Origin of the sequence: Bauldia sp. (assembly GCA_037200845.1) — a bacterium.
Classification (GTDB): domain Bacteria; phylum Pseudomonadota; class Alphaproteobacteria; order Rhizobiales; family Kaistiaceae; genus DASZQY01.
Map to the genome: position 1 here is coordinate 1,690,949 of JBBCGQ010000001.1, position 22,112 is coordinate 1,713,060.

Sequence of the window (22,112 nt, forward strand, 5' to 3'; positions counted from 1 at the left end):
CGGCCTAGACGAAATCGCCGCCGCCGCTCGGGCGCACGAGCACGTGCTTCTTGCGCCCGTGCGACAGCTTCACCACGCCGTCGGCGTTGAGATCGCCGGCCTTCACCGTCGCCGCCGCGTCGGTAACGCGAACGTCGTTGACGCTGAGCGCGTTATTGGCGACGGCGCGGCGCGCCTCGCCGTTGGATGCGGCGAGGCCGGCTCGCACGAACAGCGCCAGCACCGGAATGCCGGCGGCGAGTTCCGTCAGCGGCACGTCGATCGTCGGCAGGTCGCCACCGGCGCCGCCTTCCTCGAAGGTCCGGCGCGCGGTCTGCTCCGCCGCATCGGCGGCATCGCGGCCGTGCAGCATGGCGGTCGCCTCGTTGGCCAGCACCTTCTTCGCCTCGTTGACCTCGGCTCCCTGCAGTTCGGACAGGCGGCGCACCTCGTCGAGCGGCAATTCGGTGAACAGGCTGAGGAAGCGCGCGACGTCGGCGTCTTCGGTGTTGCGCCAGAACTGCCAGTATTCGTAAGGCGACAAACGATCGGCGTTCAGCCAGATCGCGCCGGCCGCCGTCTTGCCCATCTTGGCGCCCGATGACGTCGTGATCAGCGGCGTCGTCAGCGCGTACATCTGCGGCAGGCCCATGCGCCGGCCGAGATCGATGCCGTTGACGATGTTGCCCCACTGGTCGGAGCCGCCGAGCTGCACGATGCAGTCGTGGCGGCGCGCGAGCTCGGTGAAGTCGTAGGCCTGCAGCACCATGTAGTTGAATTCGAGGAACGACAGCTCGTGCTCGCGCTCCAGCCGGAGCCTGACCGAATCCATCGCCAGCATGCGGTTGACCGAGAAGTAGCGGCCGACGTCGCGCAGGAAGTCGATATAGTTGAGCGGCGCCAGCCACTCGGCGTTGTCGATCATCAGCGCACTGTCGAAATCGACGAAGCGGGCGAACACCTGCTTCAGGCTGTCCTTGTTGGCCTCGATGTCCTCCAGCGAGAGCAGCTTGCGCGCCTCGTCCTTGCCGGAAGGATCGCCGACCCGCGTCGTGCCGCCGCCCATCAGCGCGATCGGCCGGTGGCCGGTCTTCTGCATCCAGCGCAGCATCATGATCTGCACCAGGCTGCCGACGTGCAGGCTGGGCGCCGTACAATCGAAGCCGATGTAGCCGGTGATGCGCCCGGCAACGGCCTTCGCGTCCAGCCCTTCCGGGTCGGATATCTGGTGGATGAAGCCGCGCTCGGAAAGCGTGCGCAGGAGGTCGGACTTGAATGCCGTCATAACCGCGTTATCCCTGAGAGGCCGCCTAGATAGCAGGCCGGCCGGGGAATTTCACGTCGGCGGTATCTGATGGCGGCAATGACGGTCCTCGGCATGATGAGCGGCACCTCGACGGACGGGGTGGACGCCGCCGTGCTGGTGACCGACGGCCAGTCGATCACTGCCTTCGGGCCGCGCCTGTTCCGCGCCTACACCGACATGGAGCGGTCGGCGCTGCGGGCCGCCGTGGCCGAGGCGCCAACGCTGACCGATCGCGCCGAGCGGCCGCCGGCGCTGGCCAAGGCCGAGCGGATAGTTACAGACGCCCACGCCGCGGCAGCCGAACTGCTGCTGCGCCAGAATCCCGCGATGAAAATCGAGCTGGTCGGGTTCCACGGCCAGACCGTGTTCCACGCGCCCGAGCGAGGCATGACGGTGCAGATCGGCGACGGCCCGGCGCTGGCAAAGCACCTTGGCGTGCCGGTCGTCCACGATCTCCGCGCCAACGACGTTGCCGCCGGCGGGCAGGGCGCGCCGCTGGTGCCCGTCTATCACCGCGCGCTGTTCGTGCGCACGCGCTTCTCCGGCAGCATGGCGATCGTCAACATCGGCGGCGTCGCCAACATCACCCGCATCGGCGCTGACGGTTCGCTGGCCGCCGGCGACACCGGCCCGGGCAACGCGCTGATCGACGATTTCGTCCGCGCCCGCACCGGCCGCGCGATGGACGCCGGCGGCACGCTCGCCGCCGCCGGCCGCGTCGATGCCGCAGCGCTGGACGCGCTGCTGGCGTCACCCTGGTTCGCGCGGCCGTTCCCGAAGTCGCTCGACCGCAACGCGTTCTCCGCCGCGCCGGTCGCAGACCTCTCGACCGAGGACGGCGCCGCGACGCTCGCCGCCTTCACTTCTCGAACCATCGTGAAAGGCATTGTGATGGCGGGCGGCGCCGACCGCGTCGTCGTTGCCGGCGGCGGCGCCAGCAATCCCGTCCTCATGCACAACCTCGCCGCCGAAGCCGGCGTACCGGTGGCGAGCGCGGCGGACCTTGGCTGGTCGCCCGATTTCCTCGAGGCCGAGGCGTTCGCGTTCCTGGCCGTCCGCAGCCTCCGCGGCCTGCCGCTGACCTTCCCCGGCACGACCGGTGTTCCACAGCCGACCACCGGCGGCCTCGTCGCAAGGCCGTGACAGCGGCGGGGGCGTAGGCTATCAGCCGAGGATGAAACTTGCTGATGTTGCAGGGGCTTTGCGGGCGCAGGTGACGGGCGATGGCGCCCTCGAGGTCGCGCGCCTCGTCCACCCGGCCGACGCCGAGGGCCGCGCCGATCTCGCCATGGCGCTCACCGACGACGCGATTCCCGCGCTGGCCGAGACCAAAGCCGGCGCCGCCATCGTTAAGGCCGGCGCCAGGGTTCCGGACGGTGTAGCGACGATCGCGTATACCGGCCACGAGCGCATGGCGCTGGCGATCCTTACCCGGCTATTCGACCGCGGCCCGCGCCCCGCGCCGGGCATCGACCCGCATGCCGCCGTCGCCGCCGATGCGAAGATCGCGGAAGGCGCCAGCGTCGGCGCCCTCGCCGTGGTCGGTGCGCGCAGCACCGTCGGCGCCAACTCCGCCGTCCTGCCCGGCGCCACCATCGGCGCCGACGTCGTCATCGGGCGCGACTGCGTCATCCATCCCGGCGTCCGCATCGGCGACCGCGTCCGGATCGGCGACCGGGTGATCGTCGCCGCCAACACCGTGATCGGGTCGGACGGCTTCTCCTACATCCCGGTCCGCAACCCGGACGGCACGCGCAATCCGATTCCGGCGCCGGTCCGCATCCATTCGCTGGCCACCGTCGTCATCGCCGACGACGTCGAGATCGGCGCCGGCACGACCATCGACCGCGGCACGCTGCGCGATACGAAAATCGGCCGCGGCACCAAGATCGACAACCAGGTGCAGATCGCCCACAACGTCGTCATCGGGGAGAGTTCGCTGATCTGCGGCATGGTCGGCATCGCCGGTAGCGTCACCATCGGCGACCGCGTGCTGATCGGCGCCAGCGCCGGCATCGCCGACCACCTCACCATTGGCGATGATTCCACCATCGGGGCTGCCGCCGGCCTGGCCTCGAACGTTGCCGCCGGCACCGTGTTTTCGGGTCTGCCGGCCGCGCCGCACGCGGCGACGCTGGAGCGATACATGAACATTGGCCGCCTGCGGACGTTGTATCCGAAGGTCGCCGACCTCAAGCAGCGGCTGGAAGCTCTGGAAAAGACGGGCAAGGGTGGCTAGCAAAAGACGGCAACGGCAGGGAGACCGAGAACAATGGCCGACGTAACGGCTGACGTGATCGCCATCATCGCGAAGAAGGTGCCCGAGGACAGGCGGGCCGGCATCAAGTCGACCGACAGCCTGCAGGCGCTGGGGCTGGAATCGATCGACGCGCTCGAGATGATCTTCGACCTCGAGGAGAAGTTCGGCATCCAGATTCCGTACAACGCCAATAGCGCGACGACGGATTTCTCCACCGTCGGCGACGTCGTCAAGGCGATCCAGCGGCTGGTCGACGAATCGAAGTCGGCGGACGCCTCGACGTGAACGGCGCCCACCGCGTCGTCGTTACCGGCTTCGGCGTGCTTTCGCCGGTCGGCCTCGACGCCGCGACGTACTGGGAAGCCTTGAAGGCGGGCAGGAGCGGCATTGGCGTGCCGACGTCGGTTTCGCCCGAGTTGCTGCAGAAGGAAGTCGTCGCGGAGATCAAGGATTTCGATCCGCTCCGCCATTTCAGCGAGCGCGAGATCTCGGCGCTCGACCGCGTCTCGCAATTCGCGGTCGTGGCGGCGCGCGAGGCGGTGGCGCAATCCGGCCTCACTTTCGACCGCGGCCTCTCCGAGCGCACCGCCTGCATCGTCGGCACGGGCATCGGCGGCGCCCATACGCTCGACGATTCCTTCAAGCGGCTCTATCGCGAGAACGCGGCACGCGTCTATCCGCTGAGCGTGCCCAAGCTGATGCCCAACGCTCCGGCGAGCCAAGTGTCGATGTACGTCGGCATTCGCGGCCCGTCGTTCGGCGTCGTCAGCGCCTGCGCCTCGGCGACGCACGCCATCGGCCTCGCTTATCAGATGGTGCGCGCCGGCATGGCCGATGCCGCCGTCGCCGGCGGCTCGGAAGCCTGCATCACGCTCGGCACGCTGAAAGGCTGGGAGGCACTCCGCGTCATGGCCAACGACGCCTGCCGCCCGTTCTCGCGCGACCGCAAGGGCCTGGTGATCGGTGAGGGTGCCGCCATGCTGGTGCTGGAAACCCTGGAAGGGGCGAAGGCCCGCGGCGCCGCGATCCTCGGCGAGGTCGTCGGCTTCGGCATGAGCGCCGACGCCGAGGACCTGACCAACCCGGACGTCGGCGGCATGACCCGCGCCATCACCGGCTGCCTCAAGGATGCCGGCCTCGCCCCGGCCGACCTCGCCTACGTCAACGCCCACGGCACCGGGACGCTGGCCAACGACCAGACCGAGACGGCGGCGCTGAAGGCATCGCTCGGCGAATGGGCGGCCAAGATCCCGATTTCCTCGACGAAATCGATGGTCGGGCACGCGCTGGGCGCCGCCGGGGCGCTGGAATTTGTGGCGGCGATGCTGGCGATCCGCGACGGCGTCGTGCCGCCGACCATGGGCTACCTCGGCCCCGACCCGGCCTGCGATCTCGACTACGTCCCCAATGCCGCCCGCGAAATGAAGATCGACACCGCGATCTCCAATTCCTTCGCTTTCGGCGGCCTCAACGCCGTGCTCGCCGCCCGGCGTTTCATTTAGGCAAATATTCCCGCACGAAATCCTCGACATCGCGTCTCAAATCATCATGTTTGACTCTGGCGCCAATTTGCGGAGCGCCCCAGCCAGACGAGGGTGACTGAGGCGGCATGCTTCTCGACACGATGAACATCGCGATCCTGATCGGCGCGGCGCTCGTCGTGGCGGCGGCTTTCACCAGCCTGCTCTCGCTCCGTTTTGGCGCGCCATTGCTGCTTGTCTTCCTCGGCGTCGGCCTGCTCGCCGGCGAGGACGGCATCGGCATCCAGTTCGACAACCTGCGCGCCGCCTATTTCGTGGGCTCGATCGCGCTGGCGATCATCCTGTTCGATTCCGGGTACATCACCCGCTTCGCCATGCTGAAGATCGCGGCCCTGCCGGCACTGGCGCTGTCGACGGTGGGCGTCGTCATCACGGCCGTGCTGGTCGGCTTCGCCGCGCAGGCCATCTTCCACGTCACGTGGAGCGAGGGGCTGCTGTTCGGCATCATCGTCGCGCCGACCGACGCGGCGGCGGTCTTCTTCCTGCTTCGCGTCGGCGGCATCACGCTCCGCGACCTCGTGCGCTCGACGCTCGAGGTGGAATCCGGCTCGAACGACCCGATCGCCATTTTCCTGACGCTGGCGCTCATCGCCGCGATCGGCAGCGCCCACGGCTTTAGCGAGGCCGGCGTGTCGATCATCGGCGAACTGCTGCTGGAAGGCGTCGTCGGCGCCATAGTCGGCGTCATCGGCGGCTACGCCATCATCCAGATCGTCAACCGGACGAAGTTCGACACCGCGCTTTATCCCGTCGTCGTGCTGGCGATGGCGCTGCTCATTTACGCCGTCGCCGCGATGACCTGGGGCAGCGGCTTCCTCGCCGTCTACATCGCCGGCCTCATCTCCGGTAACGCCCGCATGCGCCACTCGGTGACGCTGGCGCGCTTCCAGGAGGGCATCACCTGGCTGGCGCAGATCGCCATGTTCCTGACGCTCGGCCTGCTGGCGACACCGTCCGAATTTCCGGCCGTCGCCGTCGGCGCGCTGACGCTCGCGGCGTTCCTCATCCTCGTCGCCCGCCCGGTGGCGGTGTGGGTGTGCCTCGTCGCTTTCCGCTTCACACGGCAGGAAATGGCGTTCATCTCGTGGGTGGGCTTGCGCGGCGCCGTCTCCATCCTGCTCGCGACGCTCCCAGTCATCGCCGCGCTCCCCAACGGGCGGCTGATGTTCAACGTCGCCTTCGTCGTGGTGCTCGCCTCGCTGCTCATCCAGGGCTGGACCATCGGGCCGGTCGCCCGTTTCCTCGGCCTGATCGTGCCGAAGCGTTCCGGCCCGATCGACCGCATCGAGCTGGAGCTGCCGGGCGGCGCCAACCACGAGATCGTCGCCTACGTCGTCCATCCCGAAAGCGCCGTCGCCAAGGGCCAGCGTATCCCGCGCTGGGCGCGCCCGTCGCTGGTCATCCGCAACGGCCGGACGCTGCGCCCGCACCGCTTCGGCCGCCCCGAAGCCGGCGACCGCATCTACGTCATCACCACGCCGGAATATGTCGGGCTGCTCGACCGCCTGTTCTCCGGCCGCGCGCCAGGCGCTGATGACCCGCGCCTCTACGGCGAGTTCGCGCTGACGCCCGACATCAAGATGATCGACATTGCGCGCACCTACCCGATGACGCTGCCGCCGGCCGACGAGAACATCACCGTCGGCGCGCTGCTCCGCCGCGAGCTCGCCGGCGACATCGAGCCCGGCGACCGCATCACCGTCGGCTCGGTCGATATCATCGTGCGCCGCGTCAACGCCGCCCACGAGATCCAGGAAGTCGGCCTGGCGATGGAGCACGCCGCGGCCGCCCCGCCGCGCATCCCGCTGTTCCAGTCGCCGCGCGAGCTGATCGCGATGATCAGGGCGTGGCTCGGCCGGAAGCCTTCGCCCTAGCCGCTGCCGTCGAGCGTCAGCCGCGCATCGAAGTTCGGTGCGTGGAGCTCGAACGTCGCTTCTGGCGTGCGGGCGAAGAACCGCATCACCAGGAACATCGCCACCGGGAACGTGATCAGCCACAGCGCGCCGATGCAGATCAGCCACGGCCACGCCACCTGCGCGATCAGGAACGGCGCCAGTATGCCGTTGGCGGCAAGCCACCAGCCGGTCCAGCGCTCGGCACCGCGGAACAGGGGCGCGGCCAGCAGCGTAGAGAGCGACATCAGCGTGTAGCCGAGAAGGTCGAGGCCGGTGGTGAACTGACCCTGGCCGCAGCACGCAAAGATCGCGACCGCGGCGCCGTCGCCGCGGATGTCGTGCGGGATGACGACGGTGAGCTGCGTGACATAGACCGAGGAAACCAGCGTCGCATACATCACAGCCAGCCCCAGCGCCGACAGGCTGAACGCGCGCCGGCGCACGGGCGCCGCGACATGCACGGCCGCCATCGTCAGCACGAAGGACGGAGCGAGCGCCAGCGACGGCGCGAATATGAGAATGCGGTCCCACGGGTCGTGCAGGACGCCAGCGACCTGCAGAAGTTGCGGTATCCCGTAGCCCACGCTGGTGATGAACGCGGCAAGCGCCGCCCAGAAGCCGAACCGACCGGTCACGTTCGCCCTCGCCTGTTGTTTGCGGAGGCTTAGTGGATCGCCGGCCGACGTCCCTTGATCTGGGTCAACAACCGCCAACGGCTCGCAGCGTCTCGATGAGTCCCGCTTTCGCGGGAACGAGCAGGAGGTGCTAAGCGGCGGTTTCCATCGCCAGGCGCCGGTCAACGTAGGCGGCGCAGTCTTCCAGCAGCTCGTCGATGTTGCTTTCGAAGAAGTGGTTGGCGCCCTTGATGATCTGCTGATCGATCTTGATGCCCTTCTGCGTCTTCAGCTTGTCGACCAGCGCCTGCACGTCCTTCTGCGGCACGACCTTGTCCTGGTCGCCGTGGATGATGAGGCCGGACGAAGGGCAGGGGGCGAGGAAGGTGAAGTCGTGCAGGTTGGCCGGCGGCGCGATCGAGATGAAGCCTTCGATCTCCGGCCGGCGCATCAGCAACTGCATGCCGATCCAGGCGCCGAACGAGAAGCCGGCGACCCAGCAGCTGCGCGCATCCGGATGCACCGACTGCACCCAGTCGAGCGCCGCCGCAGCATCGGACAACTCGCCCGAGCCGTGGTCGAACTCGCCCTGGCTGCGGCCGACACCGCGGAAGTTGAACCGGAGCACGGCGAACCCGCGCTTCGCGAACATGTAGAAGAGCTGATAGACGATCTGGTTATTCATCGTGCCGCCGAACTGCGGGTGCGGATGCAGGATGATCGCGATCGGGCCGTTCTTCTTCTTGGCCGGCTGGAAGCGGCCTTCGAGGCGTCCGGCAGGGCCGGTAAAGATGATTTCGGGCATGGGGCCTCGGAATTTGGGGGCAGCGGCGGCAGGGCACCGCTCAATCCGTGGCCCTCATATCACGATCGAGGGGGTCGAATTCAAGCATAACCGGCATTCCGGCCGCCGCTGCATTGCCCGGCCGGTTCGCCTTTGGCCGGCTGCCGCGCTAATTTCCGCGCCATGTACCAGCCGCCGCATTTCCGGGAGGACGATCCCGCCGTCCAGCACGCGCTGATCCGCGCCCATCCGCTGGGGCTGCTGGTCACGAGCGGCGCCGGGGGCCTTGAGGCGAACCATATTCCGTTCATCCTCGATGCTTCCGACGGCCTGCTGCAGGGCCACGTCGCGCGGCCGAATACGCAGTGGCAAAACTTCGACCCAGCGACGGAGGCCCTGGTCGTGTTCCAGGGGCCGGAGGCCTACATCACGCCGTCCTGGTATGCGACGAAGGCGGAGACCGGCAAGGTCGTGCCGACGTGGAACTATGCCGTCGTGCAGGTCCACGGGCGCCTTCGCGCCGTCGAGGATCGCGACTGGCTACGCGCCCAGATCGAGGCGCTGACGCGGTCGCAGGAGGACCGCCGCGCGCATGGCTGGCATGTCGCCGACGCGCCCGAGGCCTACATCGAGGCGCAGATCCGCGGCATCGTCGGCATCGAGATCGCGATCGCGCGGATCGAAGGCAAATGGAAGGTGAGCCAGAACCGGCCGGAGAGCGATCGTGCCGGCGTGGTTGCCGGGCTGAGCAACGGCGGCGACGAGGCAGCGTTGGCGATGGCCGGACTGGTCGCGGCGCGCCGGAAGGCCGGAACATGAGCCGCACCTACCTCGACTACAACGCCACCGCGCCGCTGCGCCCCGAGGCGCGCGCGGCGATGATCGCGGCGCTGGATGCCACCGGCAACGCATCGTCGGTCCACGGTGAGGGCAGGGCGGCGCGGAAGGTGGTCGAGCAGGCGCGCGCCGAGGTCGCGGCGCTGGTCGGCGGCGACGCCCGCTATGTCACCTTCACCAGCGGCGGCACGGAAGCGAACGACACGGTGCTGACGCCGGACTGGAGCTTCGCCGGCAAGCCGCGCCGCGCCGATGTCCTGTTCCACGGCGCGACCGAGCATCCGTCGGTCACCGCCGGAGGCCGCTTCGCGCGCGATGCCGTGAAGCCGATCCCGGTCGATGGCCAGGGCATCGTCGACCTCGCGGCGCTGGAGGCGATGCTCGCCGCCGCCACCCGCGAGGGCAAGCGCGCACTGGTCTCCGTGATGCTCGCCAACAACGAGACCGGCGCCATCCAGCCGGTGCGCCGGGTCGCCGATGTCGCCCACGCCCACAACGCCACCGTTCATACCGACGCGGTGCAGGCGGCCGGTCGCATACCGGTCGACATTGCGGCGCTCGGCGTCGATGTCTTGACGCTGTCGGCGCACAAGATCGGCGGGCCGCAGGGCGCCGGCGCTATCGTCCGCGCCACCGACGCGTGGAGCTTCGCGCCACTGATGACCGGCGGCGGCCAGGAGAAGCGCCAGCGCGCCGGGACGGAAAACGTCGCGGCCGTCGCGGGCTTCGGCGCGGCGGCCAAGGTTGCCGCCCCGCTGCCGGAATGGAGGGTCTGGCGCGACCGCCTCGCGGCCATGGTGGGGCCCTCGGCGACCGTGTTCAGCGCGAACGTCGAGCGCCTGCCGCAAACCCTGTGTTTCGCCGTCCCCGGCCTCCCCGCCGAGACCCTGCTGATCGCCCTCGATCTGGCGGGGATCGCCGTCTCCTCCGGCTCCGCCTGCTCGTCGGGAAAAGTCTCGCCAAGTCATGTACTTGCGGCCATGAACGTGCCGGCGGCCCTAGCAAAATGCGCGATACGCATTAGCTTAGGCTGGGCCTCGACGGAGGCTGATTTAGATTCATTCGCAACTGCCTGGCGCCATGTGGTAAGTCACCTCGCGCCCGGAACGATTCAGGCGGCCTGAGCCGCCTCTCCGGAATGCTCGACCCGCGGTCCTTGAAACCGCAGTGGATGGAGTGAAGGAATGCCCGCCGTTCGCGAGACGGTCGATCAGGTCCGCCAGATCGACGTCGATCAGTACAAATATGGCTTCGTCACCGACATCGCCTCCGACCGCGCCCCGAAGGGCCTGTCGGAAGACACGGTGCGTTTCATCTCGGCCAAGAAGGGCGAGCCCGAGTGGATGCTCGAATGGCGCATGGGCGCCTATCGCCGCTGGCTGACCATGACCGAGCCTACCTGGGCGAAGGTGAAGTACCCCAGGATCGATTTCCAGAACCTCTATTATTACTCGGCGCCGAAGAGCACCAAGGGGCCGAAGAGCCTCGACGAGGTCGATCCGCAGTTGCTCGCGACCTACGAGAAGCTCGGCATACCGCTGCGCGAGCGCGAAGTGCTGGCCGGCGTCGAAGGCGCGCGCGTCGCCGTCGATGCGGTGTTCGACTCCGTCTCCGTGGTCACCACCTTCCGCGAGGAGCTGAAGAAGGCCGGCGTCCTCTTCTGCTCGATGTCGGAAGCGATCCGCGAATACCCGGAGATCGTGCGGAAGTATTTGGGCTCCGTCGTCCCGGTCACCGATAATTTCTACGCGACGCTGAACTCGGCGGTCTTCTCGGACGGCTCGTTCGTCTACGTGCCCGAGGGCGTGCGCTGCCCGATGGAGCTGTCGACCTACTTCCGCATCAACGAGAAGAACACCGGCCAGTTCGAGCGCACGCTGATCATCGCCGAGAAGGGCGCCTACGTCTCGTATCTTGAAGGTTGCACCGCGCCGATGCGCGACGAGAACCAACTCCACGCCGCCGTGGTCGAGTTGGTCGCGCAGGAAGACGCCGAGATCAAGTATTCGACCGTCCAGAACTGGTATCCGGGCGACGCCAACGGCAAGGGCGGCATCTACAACTTCGTCACCAAGCGCGGCGACGCCCGCGGCGACCGTGCCAAGATTTCGTGGACGCAGGTCGAGACCGGCTCGGCCATCACCTGGAAGTACCCGAGCGTGATCCTGCGCGGCGACGACAGCGTCGGCGAGTTCTATTCGATCGCGGTGTCGAACGGCCACCAGCAGATCGACAGCGGCACCAAGATGACCCACCTCGGCAAGCGCACCAAAAGCCGCATCATCTCGAAAGGCATCGCCGCCGGCGTCTCCAACAACACCTACCGCGGCCTGGTCACCTCGCACCGCAAGGCGACCGGCGCGCGCAACTATACCAACTGCGACTCGCTGCTCATCGGCGACAAGTGCGGCGCCCACACGATTCCCTACATCGAGGCGAAGAATTCGTCCGTGACGTTCGAGCACGAAGCGACCACCTCGAAGATCAGCGACGACCAGTTGTTCTATGCGCGCAGTCGCGGCCTTGACCCGGAAGCGGCGGTGGCGCTGATCGTCAACGGCTTCGTCAAGGACGTCATCCAGCACCTGCCGATGGAATTCGCGGTGGAGGCGCAGAAGCTGATCTCGATCTCGCTCGAGGGGAGCGTCGGGTGAGCAGCCGTTACTGGTTTGCGGTCCTGTCGAGGACGGGCGTCGGCAACCCGCGCATGTCGCCGGTCAGCAGCGAAGGCTGGCTCGTGGTGGCCGGCTTCGTCGCGTCGATGTTTGTCGGCGCGCTGCTCTTCGTCTGGCTGATGATCGCCGACCATCCCGCGGCGGGCGTCATCCTGTTTGTGCTGTTCGCGGTCGTCGGCGCCGGAGGTTTCCTGTGGGCGTCGGTCGCCAGGGGCGACAAGGCGCGCACCGTGGCCGAATACCGCGCGATGCGGTCGGGCGGAACGATGTCCGCAAATCCGTCATGAAGGCGAAAAGTGAAATGACCGCGCTGCTTGAAATCCGCAACCTGCACGCCTCCATCGACGATCGCGAGATCCTGAAAGGCATCGACTTCACCGTGAACGAGGGTGAGGTGCACGCGATCATGGGGCCGAACGGCTCGGGCAAGTCGACGCTCGCGTATGTGCTCGCCGGCCGCGACACGTACAGCGTCACGGAAGGCGAGGTGCTGTTCAAGGGCGAGAATCTGCTCGCCATGGACATCGACGAGCGCGCCGCCAAGGGCGTCTTCCTCGCCTTCCAGTATCCGATCGAGATTCCCGGCGTCGCGACCATGACGTTCCTGAAAGCGGCGCTGAATGCGCAGCGCAAGAAGCGCGGGCTGACCGAAATCTCCACGCCGGATTTCGTCCGCAAGGTCCGCGAGGTCTCCGACAAGCTCAACGTCACGCAGGAGATGCTGCGCCGTCCGCTCAACGTCGGCTTCTCGGGCGGCGAGAAAAAACGCAACGAAATCATGCAGATGGCGCTTCTGGAGCCGTTCCTCTGCGTCATGGACGAGACCGACTCCGGCCTCGACATCGACGCGCTCCGGGTCGTCGCCGACGGCGTCAACATGCTGAAGTCGCCCGAGCGCGGCTTCGTCGTCATCACGCACTATCAGCGCTTGTTGAACTACGTCGTGCCGGATGTCGTGCACGTGCTTTCCGCCGGCAAGATCGTGAAGACCGGCGGCAAGGAACTGGCGCTGGAACTGGAAGCCAAGGGCTACGCCGAGTTCACCGGCGCCGCCGCGTGAGGCCATGACCGCCGAACCGCGCATCATCCGCACCGAGGCCGAGCAGGCGCTGAGTCTCCAGTTCGAGGACACGCTCGGCGATCTGCCGGGCGGCGAGCGCGTCGCCGCATTTCGTGCCGCGGCGTTCGACAAATTCCGCCGTGCCGGCCTGCCGCATCGCCGCGTCGAGGAATACAAATACACCGATCTCCGCGCCCTGATGAAGAAGGCGGCGCTCCCCGCCCGCCGCCCGACCGAGACCGCGGCGCATCGGGCGCTGACCGAGGCGCGCGATCCGCTTGAGGGTGTCGAGCGCCACCGCCTCGTGCTGGTCGACGGCCATTTCTTCGATGCGCTCTCCGATCGCCCCGGCTTGGCCGCGGTCGGCGTCGATGTTTCCTCCGCCGCATTGGCGATGAAGGCCGACGGCGAGGTCGCCGCAAGACTGTTCGCGACGCCTGAGATGGCGGCCGGTGACATCGCGCTGGCGCTGAACGCGATGTTCGCGACAGACGGCGTCGAGGTCACGGTACGCGACGGCGTCGCCATCGATAAGCCACTGGAAATATTGCACATTTCGACGGGCGCCGAGGCGCATGCGTCAGCCGTCCGCAGCGCCATTCGCATCGGGGCCGGTGCCAATCTCAAGGTCATAGAGACCTTCCGCGGCCCCGACGGGGTCGCCCATCAGGTGAACGCCACCACCGAGATCAGCGTTGGCAAGGGCGCGACCGTCGCCTGGACGCGGCTGCAGGCCGAAGGCGACTGGACGCAGCACCTCGGCACGACGCTGCTGTCGCTCGCCGCCGGCGCGCGCTTCGATCATCTGACGGTGACCGCGGGCGCATCCGTGTCGCGTTCGCAGGTTTTCCTGACCACCGGTGGCAACCAGACGCGCCTCGGCATCTACGGCGTGACCATGATCGGCGGTCGCCAGCATGCCGACACGACATTGCTGATCGACCACGCGCTGCCCGGCGCCACCACGCGCGTGCTCGTCAAGAGCGCCGTCGACGACGAGGCGCAGGGCGTCTTCCAGGGCAAGATCGTCGTCGAGCCCGACGCGCAGAAGACCGACGCCAGGATGATGTCGAAGGCGCTGCTGCTTTCCGACTCCGGCGAGTTCGACGCCAAGCCGGAGCTCGAAATTTTCGCCGACGACGTCCAGTGCGGCCACGGCGCCACGTCGGGCCGCATCGACGACGAGCACCTGTTCTACCTGATGGCGCGTGGCGTTGCCCGCGCCGAAGCCGAGCGCCTGCTGATCGAGGCGTTCCTCGACGAGGCGATCGACGCCATGGACGATGGCGCGATCGGCACGGCGCTGAAGCGCACCGTCACCGCCTGGCTCAACAAGCGCGGCACGAGGGCGGCATGAACGCCCCCGCAACCGGCATCTACGACGTCGAGGCGATCCGCCGCGACTTCCCGATCCTGTCGCGCCAGGTCTACGGCAAGCCATTGGTTTATCTGGACAATGGCGCCTCCGCTCAGAAGCCCAAGGCCGTCATCGACGCGGTCACGCACGCCTATACGGACGAATACGCCAACGTCCACCGCGGCCTGCATTTTCTCTCCAATGCGGCGACCGAGGCGTACGAGAAGGCGCGCGAGACGGCGCGCCGTTTCATCAACGCGAAGCACGCCGACGAGATCATCTTCACGCGCAACGCCACCGAGGGCATGAACCTCGTCGCCGACGCCTTCGGTCGCGACGGCATCGGCGAGGGCGACGAGATCGTGCTGTCGATCATGGAGCACCACTCCAACATCGTGCCGTGGAACTATCACCGCGAGCGCAAGGGCGCCGTCATCAAGTGGGCGCCGATCGCCGACGACGGCACATTCCTGATCGACGAATTCGAGAAGCTGCTGACGCCGCGCACCAAGATCGTCGCGATCACGCACATGTCGAATGTGCTGGGCACGGTCGTGCCGGTGAAGGAAATCTGCCGCATCGCCCATGCGCACGGCGTGCCCGTCCTGATCGACGGCGCGCAGGGCGCCGTGCACCTGCCGGTCGACGTACAGGACATCGACTGCGACTTCTATTCGATGACCGGCCACAAGCTTTACGGCCCGACCGGCATCGGCGTGCTCTACGGCAAGCGCGACCGGCTGAAGGCAATGCCGCCCTATATGGGCGGCGGCGAGATGATCGCTGAGGTTACGACCGAGCGCGTCACCTATGCCGAGCCGCCGCATCGCTTCGAGGCCGGCACGCCCCCCATCGTCCAGGCGATCGGCCTCGGCGCCGCGCTGGAATACATCGAGGGCATCGGCCGCGAGAAGATCGCCGCGCACGAGGCGCACCTGGCCGAATACGCCCACGAGCGCCTGTCGCGCATCAACAGCCTGACCATCTACGGCCATGCCAAGGGGAAGGGCGCCATCGTCGCCTTCAACATGGCCGGCGCCCACCCGCACGATGTCTCGACCATCATCGACCGGGCTGGGATAGCCGTCCGGGCCGGCACGCATTGCGCCCAGCCGCTGCTCGCCCGATATGGCGTGACGGCTACGTGCCGCGCCTCATTCGCGCTCTATAATACCGTCGAAGAGGTCGACGCCCTGGCAGAGGCCCTGCAGAAGGCCCACGAGTTTTTCGCGTAAGATATGGAATCGATGAGCGATACCGCCGCCACCCCCGCACCGTCCGAGCCCGAGGCAACCGCCCCGGCGCCGACGACGTTGCACCCGACCGGGACCGCGATCCCGCCGGAGGAACTGGAGCGCCTGACAAGCGACATCGTCGCGGCGCTGAAGACGGTCTACGACCCCGAAATCCCGGCCGATATCTACGAACTCGGCCTGATCTACCGCGTCGACATCGACGACAGCCGCAACATCGACATCGACATGACGCTCACCGCGCCGGGCTGCCCGGTCGCCGGCGAGATGCCGGGCTGGGTGGAGAACGCCGTCAGCCTGGTGCCGGGCGTCGGCAACGTCACGGTAAACATGGTTTTCGATCCCGCCTGGGACCAGTCGCGCATGTCCGACGAGGCGCGGGTGGCGCTCGACTGGTACTAGCCAGACGCTTGTTTCTACAGGCGAAAGGCCTATTTTAAACGCATACGCCGGCCTTGAACCGGCGTGGAGAATGAACCGATGGCCCGTCCCAAGCTTTCCGTCATCTCGCTGACCGAGCGCGCCGCCGAGCGCGTGCGCGAACTCGTCGAGGGCAACGACAAGTCGCTCGTCGGCGTCCGTGTCGGCGTCAAGAACGCGGGCTGCGCCGGCATGGCCTACACGCTCGATCCCGTCGAAGTACCGAACCCGGCCGACGACGTCGTCTCCGACCACGGCGTCAACGTCTACGTCGACCCGAAGGCGGTGCTGTTCCTGCTCGGAGCGACCATGGACTTCGAGGCGACGAAGCTGCGCACCGGCTTCACCTTCAAGAACCCGAACGAAGTCTCGGCCTGCGGCTGCGGCGAGTCGGTGATGCTGAAGCCGGCCTCGGAACGCGCCGCGGAAGCCGCGCACTGAATTTCCGGAAGGTCCAATGCCGATCCTGCACGCGTATGCGATCGCGGTCCTGTGGCTGGGCTGGCTCGCCTATTGGGCGGTCGCCGCCGGCAACGTGAAGGCGACCGCTAGCGAGGAAAGCTGGCAGTCGCGCCTCGCCTACAGCGCCCCGCTATGGCTGGCGGCGTTTCTGCTGCTCGACCGCCACCTCGGCCCGTTGAGCCAGCGCTTTCTTCCCGCCGATATCTGGATACCAACGGCCGGCGTACTGATCACTGCGGCCGGTTTCGCCGTCACCATCTGGGCTCGTGTTCAACTGGGCACGAACTGGAGCGCCCAGGTGACGGTGAAGCACAGTCACGAACTGATCCGTACCGGACCGTATGGGCTGGTCCGCCACCCGATCTACACCGGCCTGACGCTCGCCTTCATCGGCACCGCCGTCGCCATCGGCGAATGGCGTGCGCTCGCCGCCGCCGTGATCGCCATTGCCAGTTTCTGCTACAAGCTGAGCATCGAGGAACGGGTGATGCTCGAGACGTTCGGCGACGAGTACCGGGACTATCGTCGCGCGGTAAGGGCGCTCATTCCGTTCGTGATCTGAAAGGGCGTCCCCGTGGCCGACGTCGATCACCTGACCGAACTGTTCGCGCCGGTTCGCGGCGTGACTTTCAAGCGCATGTTCAGCGGCTACGGCATCATGAAGGACGGCATGATGTTTGCGCTGATCGCTGGCGACGTACTCTACTTCCGCGCCGACGATGCGGCGGTAGCACGGCACAAGGCCGAGGGCGCGCCACAATGGCAGCCGCACATGCGCGGCAAGACCATGACGACGATGCCGTACTGGCAGGTGCCGGAGCGGCTGTTCGACGAGCCGGACGAATTTGCCGAGTGGGCGCGCGAGGCTTTCGCGATAGCGAAGCGGCACAACGCGGAGAAGGCGAAGAAGAAGCCGGCAGCACGAAAGAAACCGGCCGCCGCGAAATCCGCCAAGCCCAAACCAAAAGCGGCGCCGAAGCGCCGCTGAGATCCCGTATTCGACTGAGCTTATTCCGTCTCGGTCGGCAGCTTCACCGGCCGGCGGAGGAAATCCGGCATGTGATCGCCGAGGCCCACCACCGGCGGGCCGTCGTCGCGATCGCGCCGGTTGTTGTCGCGGCGCTGGTCGTCGCGGCGCGGCTGGTCGTGGTTGCGCGGGCCGCGATGTTCCTCGCGGCGATGTTCCTGCTGCGGCCGCGGCTCATGGCGCGGCGCTTCCTCGCGCCGCGCTGCCGGGGCGGGCGCCTCGACCGGGGCAGCACGTTCGGCTTGAACCGGAGCAGGACGCTCCGCCTGAACCGGCGGCGGACGTTCCGCCTGAACGGGAGCGGCAGGCCGCTCGCCGCGCGGAGCCTCGTGGCGATCGCCGCGTCCACCGCGGCGCCCACGTCCGCCGCGGCGGCTTTCGCCCTCGCTGCTTTCGTCGCGCTCGCTGCGGCCGAGGTTGATCGAGACGGCGCGCTCGGCGTCGGCCTCGACTTCCATCGGCGGGATCGGCATGCCGATCATCTTCTCGATGCCGGCGACGTACTTGCGATCGAGCGAGGTCGCAATGGTGATCGCGGTGCCCTTAAGGCCGGCGCGGCCGGTGCGGCCGATGCGGTGGATGTAGTCTTCCGAGTGCGTCGGCACGTCGAAATTGAAGACGTGGCTGACCGCCGGAATATCGAGGCCGCGCGCCGCGACGTCGGAGGCGACGAGCAGCGTCAGCTTGCCCTTGCGGAAATCGTCCAGCGTCTGCGTGCGCGAGCGCTGGTCCATGTCGCCGTGCAGGCCGCCGGCGTTGAAGCCGTGCTTGACCAGCGAGCGCTGCAGGGTGGCGACGTCGCGCTTGCGGTTGGAGAAGATGATCGCGTTCTTGAAATCGGTGGCGCCGCGGATGAGGGCGCGCAGCACGGCGCGCTTGTCGGCCGGCTCGCGGCCCGCGTTGACGATGTGCTGGCTGATCGTCGCCGCCGCGGTCGCTGGCTTGGAGGCCTCGACGCGGATCGGGTCCTTGAGGAAGGCGTCGGCAAGCCGTTTGATCTCCGGCGGCATGGTCGCCGAGAAGAACAGCGTCTGGCGCGAGGGCGGCAGCATCTTGCAGATGCGCTCGATGTCCGGGATGAAGCCCATGTCGAGCATGCGGTCGGCTTCGTCGATGACCAGGATCTCGACACCGTTCATCAAAATCTTGCCGCGCTCGAAGAGGTCGAGCAGGCGGCCCGGCGTCGCGATCAGGATATCGGCACCGCGGTCGAGCTTCTTGATCTGGTCGTCGAAGGAGACGCCGCCGATGATGAGGGCGACGGTGAGCTTGTGGTTGCGGCCGTAGCGCGTGAAGTTTTCCTCGACCTGCGCCGCGAGTTCGCGCGTCGGCTCGAGGATCAGGGTGCGCGGCATGCGCGCCCGCGCCCGGCCCGACTCCAGCATGGTCAGCATCGGCAGCACGAACGACGCCGTCTTGCCGGTGCCGGTCTGCGCGATGCCGACGACGTCGCGCCGGGTCAGTACGTGGGGGATGGCCTGCGCCTGGATCGGCGTCGGCGACGTGTAGCCGCTGGCCTCGACCGCGGCGAGGACTTTCGGGGAGAGTCCGAGATCCTGAAAGCTCATTCGGGAGTGATGGTACCTGTTGCCGCGCTCGACCGGAGGGCGCTGGCGGGCGGCCGGCGCTAAGCGCCTGCGGCCGATGAATTAACGAGGCGGAACATAGGCACTCCCCATGTCATGTCAATGACCGCCGCGCATTGCAGTAAATACCTGTAGTCGCAGTGAAACCGCCGTCAATTCGACGCCGGGCCGAACTTGTGCTGGGTCGGCGAGGTCACGAACAGCTTGTAATTCTGGTTGGCGTTGCCGTTCGCATCGAGGGTCTGGATCAGCACCACGAGGCCGTCCGCGTCCGATTCGGACGTAAAGTCGACGATATCGGCCTTGAGGTCGGCCATCTCCTTGATCTCGACGGTGTCCTTAACGGTCGCCCCGCCGGCATCGTCGTAGGCGACCCACTGGATGAACAGCCGCGCCGTCACCTCGTCGCCGCCGCTCCGCGAAACGATGACGCGGTAGATGCCGTTCTTGCCGTCGGCATCCCAGGTGCCGCCGACCCGCACGTCCTCGACATTGCCGGGCAGGGTCTTGAGGCCGTCGAGGATAGCGTCGGCGAAGGCGGGCAGGGGCGACAGCGCGATTGCCGCGGTCACGGCGACAATTGTGAGGGCGGAACGTAGGGACATGGGTGGCCTCCTCCGCGGGGACGGTTAGCTTCCCGGACGATGGGGCGGATGTCCAGATCATGTTGAAGGCGTTTGGGGCACGCCTTGAGGGGAGGAGAGACACCCCTCCCCAAAACGCCTTCGGCGTTTTGACCCTCCCACAGGGGGAGGGTTGATCCTTGTTGAAACATCACGCTCCAACAAACTCCCCTTGAGCCCTCCCCTTGTGGGAGGGCCAAAACCGCAACGCGGTTTTGGGGAGGGGTGTGCCTCAACGAGCTCGGACGCTCGTCGCCAGCCTCAGATATCCAGATCCTGCGCGAACTCCGCGCGCTCCTGAATAAACTTGAACCGCAGCTCCGGCTTGTTGCCCATCAAGGCATCGACGGCGTCGGGCGTCCGCTGGCCCTCGGCGATGGCGACGCGCAGCAGCGTGCGCGTGCCCGGGTCCATCGTCGTTTCCTTGAGCTGCGACGGCATCATCTCGCCGAGGCCCTTGAAGCGGCCGACCTCGACCTTGCCGTTGCCCTTGAACTCCGTCTTCATCAGCCGCTCGCGGTGCGCATCGTCGCGCGCGTAAACGGTCTTGGCGCCCTGCGTCAGCCGGTAGAGCGGCGGCACGGCGAGATAGAGATGGCCGCCGCGGATCAGCTCCGGCAGTTCCTGGTAGAAGAAGGTGATCAGCAGCGAGGCGATGTGGGCGCCATCGACGTCGGCGTCGGTCATGATGATCACGCGGTCATAGCGGAGATCGTCGATGCGGAAGGCCGAACGCGTCGAGACGCCCAGCGCCTGAAGGAGATCGGCGAGCTGCTGGTTCTGCGTCAGCTTCTCGCGGCCGGCGCTGGCGACGTTGAGGATCTTGCCGCGCAAGGGAAGGATCGCCTGCGTCGTCCGATTGCGCGCCTGCTTGGCCGAGCCGCCGGCGCTGTCGCCCTCGACGATAAAGATTTCGGTTTCCAGCTTCGTCGTCGACGAGCAGTCGGCGAGCTTGCCGGGCAGGCGGAGCTTGCGCGAGGCGTTCTGCCGGCCGATTTCTTTTTCCTGCCGGCGGCGCAGCCGCTCCTCGGCGCGCTCCACCACCCATTCGAGCAGCCGCGTCGCATCGTTGGGCGAGGCCGCAAGCCAATGATCGAACGGGTCGCGCATTGCGTTCTCGACGACGCGCGTCGCCTCCGCCGTCGACAGCCGGTCCTTCGTCTGCCCGACGAATTCCGGCTCGCGGATGAATACCGACAGCATCGCCGCCGCCGAGGTCATCACGTCGTCGGCGGTGATGATGCCGCCCTGCTTGTTGCCGGAGAGTTCGGCGTAGGCCTTGAGGCCGCGCGTCAGCGCGTTGCGGAGGCCCGTCTCGTGCGTGCCGCCTTCGCCGGTCGGGATCGTGTTGGCGTACGAGCGGATGAAGCCGTCGCCCGGATACCACGCCACCGCCCATTCGACCGCGCCGTGGCCGGATGCCTTCTCGGTGCGGCCGGCGAAGATCGGCGCGATCGTCTTCTCGCCGGCGAGCTCGGCCGCCAGATATTCGGAGAGGCCGCCGGGGAAATGGAACGTCGCCTTCTCGGGGACGTCGGTGCCCTTGACCAGTTCGGCCGGGGCCGACCAGCGGATTTCGACGCCGCCGAAAAGATAGGCCTTGGCGCGCGCCATCTTGAACAGGCGCTCGGGACCGAACTTCAGCCCGCCCTTGAAGATCTGCCCGTCCGGCTTGAATCGGATGCGCGTGCCGCGGCGGTTGTGGACTTCGCCGAGGTCCTTGAGCTTGGAAGTCGGCACGCCGCGCGCGAAGGTCTGCTTGTAGAGCCGCCGCCGCAGCGCGACCTCGACCTCCAGCACCTCGGACAGCGCGTTCACCACCGAGACGCCGACGCCGTGCAGGCCGCCCGAGGTGTCGTAGACCTTGGAGTCGAATTTGCCGCCCGAGTGCAGCATCGTCATGATGACTTCGAGCGCCGACTTCGGCTTGAACTTCGGATGCGGATCGACGGGAATGCCGCGGCCGTTGTCGGTGACCGTGACGAAGCCGTCCGGCTCCATCTCGACTTCGATCCAGGTCGCATGGCCCGCGACCGCCTCGTCCATCGAGTTGTCGATGACCTCGGCGAAGAGGTGGTGCAGGCCCTTCTCGTCGGTGCCGCCGATGTACATGCCCGGACGGCGGCGGACCGGCTCCAGCCCCTCCAGCACCTCGATGTCGGCGGCCGAGTAGCTGTCGTCGCCGACCGCCTTCTTCATCGGCACCGCCTTCTCGCGCTTGGCGGCCTCGGCCACGACCTTCAGCTTGCCGATGCCCTTCTCGACCTCGGCGAAAAGGTCGTCGCCCGCGCGGCCGGTCTTTTTCGGCGCGCGGCTGGCAGCGGGGCGGGATTTCGGCGGCTTCTTGGGCATAGTCTCTCGGCAGGCTATCGAATCGCGGCGGCAGTCTGGCATGGCCGCCCGCGTCTCAGGTAGCGCCGGTGCGCGGGATTG

Annotated in this window: 22 protein-coding genes; 16 read left to right on the forward strand and 6 right to left on the reverse strand. The window is 67.4% G+C overall.

Annotation, left to right across the window (positions count from 1 at the left end; all coding sequences use genetic code 11):
• Nucleotides 1-4: 4 nt before the first annotated feature.
• Complete coding sequence (gene tyrS, locus WDM94_08130; protein ID MEJ0012580.1) at nucleotides 5-1,264, reverse strand: tyrosine--tRNA ligase; 1,260 nt, start codon at nucleotides 1,262-1,264, stop codon at nucleotides 5-7.
• A 78-nt stretch (nucleotides 1,265-1,342) separates the two neighbouring features.
• Here tyrS and WDM94_08135 point away from each other — a divergent pair, with 78 nt between their 5' ends.
• From WDM94_08135 to WDM94_08155, 5 genes are all read left to right on the forward strand, one after another.
• Nucleotides 1,343-2,428, forward strand: coding sequence for an anhydro-N-acetylmuramic acid kinase (locus WDM94_08135; protein MEJ0012581.1), 1,086 nt, complete (start codon nucleotides 1,343-1,345; stop codon nucleotides 2,426-2,428).
• Nucleotides 2,429-2,459: 31 nt separating this feature from the next.
• Complete coding sequence (gene lpxD, locus WDM94_08140; GenBank protein MEJ0012582.1) at nucleotides 2,460-3,524, forward strand: UDP-3-O-(3-hydroxymyristoyl)glucosamine N-acyltransferase; 1,065 nt, start codon at nucleotides 2,460-2,462, stop codon at nucleotides 3,522-3,524.
• A gap of 33 nt (nucleotides 3,525-3,557) precedes the next feature.
• Nucleotides 3,558-3,830 carry an acyl carrier protein gene (locus WDM94_08145; GenBank protein ID MEJ0012583.1) on the forward strand — a complete coding sequence of 91 codons (273 nt, stop codon included), beginning with the start codon at nucleotides 3,558-3,560 and terminating at the stop codon, nucleotides 3,828-3,830.
• A complete protein-coding gene (locus WDM94_08150; GenBank protein ID MEJ0012584.1) occupies nucleotides 3,827-5,047 on the forward strand; it encodes a beta-ketoacyl-[acyl-carrier-protein] synthase family protein in 1,221 nt (406 codons plus the stop codon). Before WDM94_08145 ends, WDM94_08150 begins: the two co-directional genes overlap by 4 nt.
• A 107-nt stretch (nucleotides 5,048-5,154) precedes the next feature.
• Nucleotides 5,155-6,960 (forward strand): potassium/proton antiporter, encoded by a 1,806-nt coding sequence (locus WDM94_08155; GenBank protein MEJ0012585.1) that lies wholly within the window; start codon nucleotides 5,155-5,157, stop codon nucleotides 6,958-6,960.
• Here the strand turns inward: WDM94_08155 and WDM94_08160 are convergent.
• A complete protein-coding gene (locus WDM94_08160) occupies nucleotides 6,957-7,616 on the reverse strand; it encodes a hypothetical protein (GenBank protein ID MEJ0012586.1) in 660 nt (219 codons plus the stop codon). The two genes, WDM94_08155 and WDM94_08160, sit on opposite strands and share 4 nt — an antisense overlap.
• A 130-nt stretch (nucleotides 7,617-7,746) precedes the next feature.
• The gene (locus tag WDM94_08165; protein ID MEJ0012587.1) at nucleotides 7,747-8,400 is read right to left on the reverse strand and encodes an alpha/beta hydrolase; all 654 of its coding nucleotides are present in this window, start codon (nucleotides 8,398-8,400) and stop codon (nucleotides 7,747-7,749) included.
• Nucleotides 8,401-8,562: 162 nt separating this feature from the next.
• Between WDM94_08165 and WDM94_08170 the strand changes: the two genes are divergently transcribed.
• From WDM94_08170 to WDM94_08220, 11 genes are all read left to right on the forward strand, one after another.
• Nucleotides 8,563-9,198 carry an FMN-binding negative transcriptional regulator gene (locus WDM94_08170; GenBank protein MEJ0012588.1) on the forward strand — a complete coding sequence of 212 codons (636 nt, stop codon included), beginning with the start codon at nucleotides 8,563-8,565 and terminating at the stop codon, nucleotides 9,196-9,198.
• Nucleotides 9,195-10,340: a cysteine desulfurase family protein gene (locus WDM94_08175; GenBank protein ID MEJ0012589.1), complete on the forward strand. Its 1,146-nt coding sequence runs from the start codon at nucleotides 9,195-9,197 to the stop codon at nucleotides 10,338-10,340. Before WDM94_08170 ends, WDM94_08175 begins: the two co-directional genes overlap by 4 nt.
• Nucleotides 10,341-10,400: 60 nt before the next feature.
• Nucleotides 10,401-11,870: a Fe-S cluster assembly protein SufB gene (gene sufB / locus WDM94_08180; protein MEJ0012590.1), complete on the forward strand. Its 1,470-nt coding sequence runs from the start codon at nucleotides 10,401-10,403 to the stop codon at nucleotides 11,868-11,870.
• Entirely contained in the window at nucleotides 11,867-12,178 is a 312-nt protein-coding gene (locus WDM94_08185) for a hypothetical protein (protein ID MEJ0012591.1), read from the forward strand. The genes sufB and WDM94_08185 overlap by 4 nt, the downstream gene beginning before the upstream one ends.
• Nucleotides 12,179-12,192: 14 nt before the next feature.
• Nucleotides 12,193-12,951, forward strand: a complete 759-nt coding sequence (sufC, locus tag WDM94_08190; protein ID MEJ0012592.1) for a Fe-S cluster assembly ATPase SufC — start codon at nucleotides 12,193-12,195, stop codon at nucleotides 12,949-12,951.
• Between the two features lie 4 nt (nucleotides 12,952-12,955).
• Nucleotides 12,956-14,308: a Fe-S cluster assembly protein SufD gene (sufD, locus tag WDM94_08195; protein ID MEJ0012593.1), complete on the forward strand. Its 1,353-nt coding sequence runs from the start codon at nucleotides 12,956-12,958 to the stop codon at nucleotides 14,306-14,308.
• The gene (locus WDM94_08200; GenBank protein MEJ0012594.1) at nucleotides 14,305-15,543 is read left to right on the forward strand and encodes a cysteine desulfurase; all 1,239 of its coding nucleotides are present in this window, start codon (nucleotides 14,305-14,307) and stop codon (nucleotides 15,541-15,543) included. Before sufD ends, WDM94_08200 begins: the two co-directional genes overlap by 4 nt.
• A 12-nt stretch (nucleotides 15,544-15,555) precedes the next feature.
• Entirely contained in the window at nucleotides 15,556-15,963 is a 408-nt protein-coding gene (locus tag WDM94_08205) for an SUF system Fe-S cluster assembly protein (GenBank protein MEJ0012595.1), read from the forward strand.
• Between the two features lie 78 nt (nucleotides 15,964-16,041).
• Nucleotides 16,042-16,422, forward strand: a complete 381-nt coding sequence (locus WDM94_08210) for an iron-sulfur cluster assembly accessory protein (GenBank protein MEJ0012596.1) — start codon at nucleotides 16,042-16,044, stop codon at nucleotides 16,420-16,422.
• Between the two features lie 16 nt (nucleotides 16,423-16,438).
• Complete coding sequence (locus WDM94_08215) at nucleotides 16,439-17,005, forward strand: isoprenylcysteine carboxylmethyltransferase family protein (protein ID MEJ0012597.1); 567 nt, start codon at nucleotides 16,439-16,441, stop codon at nucleotides 17,003-17,005.
• A 12-nt stretch (nucleotides 17,006-17,017) separates the two neighbouring features.
• The gene (locus WDM94_08220) at nucleotides 17,018-17,431 is read left to right on the forward strand and encodes a TfoX/Sxy family protein (GenBank protein MEJ0012598.1); all 414 of its coding nucleotides are present in this window, start codon (nucleotides 17,018-17,020) and stop codon (nucleotides 17,429-17,431) included.
• Between the two features lie 20 nt (nucleotides 17,432-17,451).
• Here WDM94_08220 and WDM94_08225 read toward each other — a convergent pair whose 3' ends face one another.
• The 3 genes from WDM94_08225 to parE all read right to left on the reverse strand — a co-directional run bounded on the left by WDM94_08225 (nucleotide 17,452) and on the right by parE (nucleotide 22,031).
• The gene (locus tag WDM94_08225) at nucleotides 17,452-19,038 is read right to left on the reverse strand and encodes a DEAD/DEAH box helicase (GenBank protein ID MEJ0012599.1); all 1,587 of its coding nucleotides are present in this window, start codon (nucleotides 19,036-19,038) and stop codon (nucleotides 17,452-17,454) included.
• A 170-nt stretch (nucleotides 19,039-19,208) separates the two neighbouring features.
• Nucleotides 19,209-19,661, reverse strand: coding sequence for a hypothetical protein (locus WDM94_08230; protein MEJ0012600.1), 453 nt, complete (start codon nucleotides 19,659-19,661; stop codon nucleotides 19,209-19,211).
• 279 nt (nucleotides 19,662-19,940) lie between these two features.
• Complete coding sequence (gene parE, locus WDM94_08235) at nucleotides 19,941-22,031, reverse strand: DNA topoisomerase IV subunit B (protein ID MEJ0012601.1); 2,091 nt, start codon at nucleotides 22,029-22,031, stop codon at nucleotides 19,941-19,943.
• Between the last annotated feature and the right edge of the window lie 81 nt (nucleotides 22,032-22,112).

Bases quoted from the DNA above. Each gene is read 5' to 3' on its own strand.
- WDM94_08165 (MEJ0012587.1), bottom strand. From the start codon at position 8,400: ATGCCCGAAATCATCTTTACCGGCCCTGCCGGACGCCTCGAAGGCCGC.
- WDM94_08225 (MEJ0012599.1), bottom strand. From the start codon at position 19,038: ATGAGCTTTCAGGATCTCGGACTCTCCCCGAAAGTCCTCGCCGCGGTC.
- WDM94_08170 (MEJ0012588.1), top strand. From the start codon at position 8,563: ATGTACCAGCCGCCGCATTTCCGGGAGGACGATCCCGCCGTCCAGCAC.
- WDM94_08135 (MEJ0012581.1), top strand. From the start codon at position 1,343: ATGACGGTCCTCGGCATGATGAGCGGCACCTCGACGGACGGGGTGGAC.
- parE (MEJ0012601.1), bottom strand. From the start codon at position 22,031: ATGCCCAAGAAGCCGCCGAAATCCCGCCCCGCTGCCAGCCGCGCGCCG.
- WDM94_08145 (MEJ0012583.1), top strand. From the start codon at position 3,558: ATGGCCGACGTAACGGCTGACGTGATCGCCATCATCGCGAAGAAGGTG.
- WDM94_08155 (MEJ0012585.1), top strand. From the start codon at position 5,155: ATGCTTCTCGACACGATGAACATCGCGATCCTGATCGGCGCGGCGCTC.
- WDM94_08175 (MEJ0012589.1), top strand. From the start codon at position 9,195: ATGAGCCGCACCTACCTCGACTACAACGCCACCGCGCCGCTGCGCCCC.
- WDM94_08210 (MEJ0012596.1), top strand. From the start codon at position 16,042: ATGGCCCGTCCCAAGCTTTCCGTCATCTCGCTGACCGAGCGCGCCGCC.
- sufD (MEJ0012593.1), top strand. From the start codon at position 12,956: ATGACCGCCGAACCGCGCATCATCCGCACCGAGGCCGAGCAGGCGCTG.
- WDM94_08205 (MEJ0012595.1), top strand. From the start codon at position 15,556: ATGAGCGATACCGCCGCCACCCCCGCACCGTCCGAGCCCGAGGCAACC.
- WDM94_08230 (MEJ0012600.1), bottom strand. From the start codon at position 19,661: ATGTCCCTACGTTCCGCCCTCACAATTGTCGCCGTGACCGCGGCAATC.
- lpxD (MEJ0012582.1), top strand. From the start codon at position 2,460: ATGAAACTTGCTGATGTTGCAGGGGCTTTGCGGGCGCAGGTGACGGGC.
- tyrS (MEJ0012580.1), bottom strand. From the start codon at position 1,264: ATGACGGCATTCAAGTCCGACCTCCTGCGCACGCTTTCCGAGCGCGGC.
- sufC (MEJ0012592.1), top strand. From the start codon at position 12,193: ATGACCGCGCTGCTTGAAATCCGCAACCTGCACGCCTCCATCGACGAT.
- WDM94_08215 (MEJ0012597.1), top strand. From the start codon at position 16,439: ATGCCGATCCTGCACGCGTATGCGATCGCGGTCCTGTGGCTGGGCTGG.
- WDM94_08200 (MEJ0012594.1), top strand. From the start codon at position 14,305: ATGAACGCCCCCGCAACCGGCATCTACGACGTCGAGGCGATCCGCCGC.
- sufB (MEJ0012590.1), top strand. From the start codon at position 10,401: ATGCCCGCCGTTCGCGAGACGGTCGATCAGGTCCGCCAGATCGACGTC.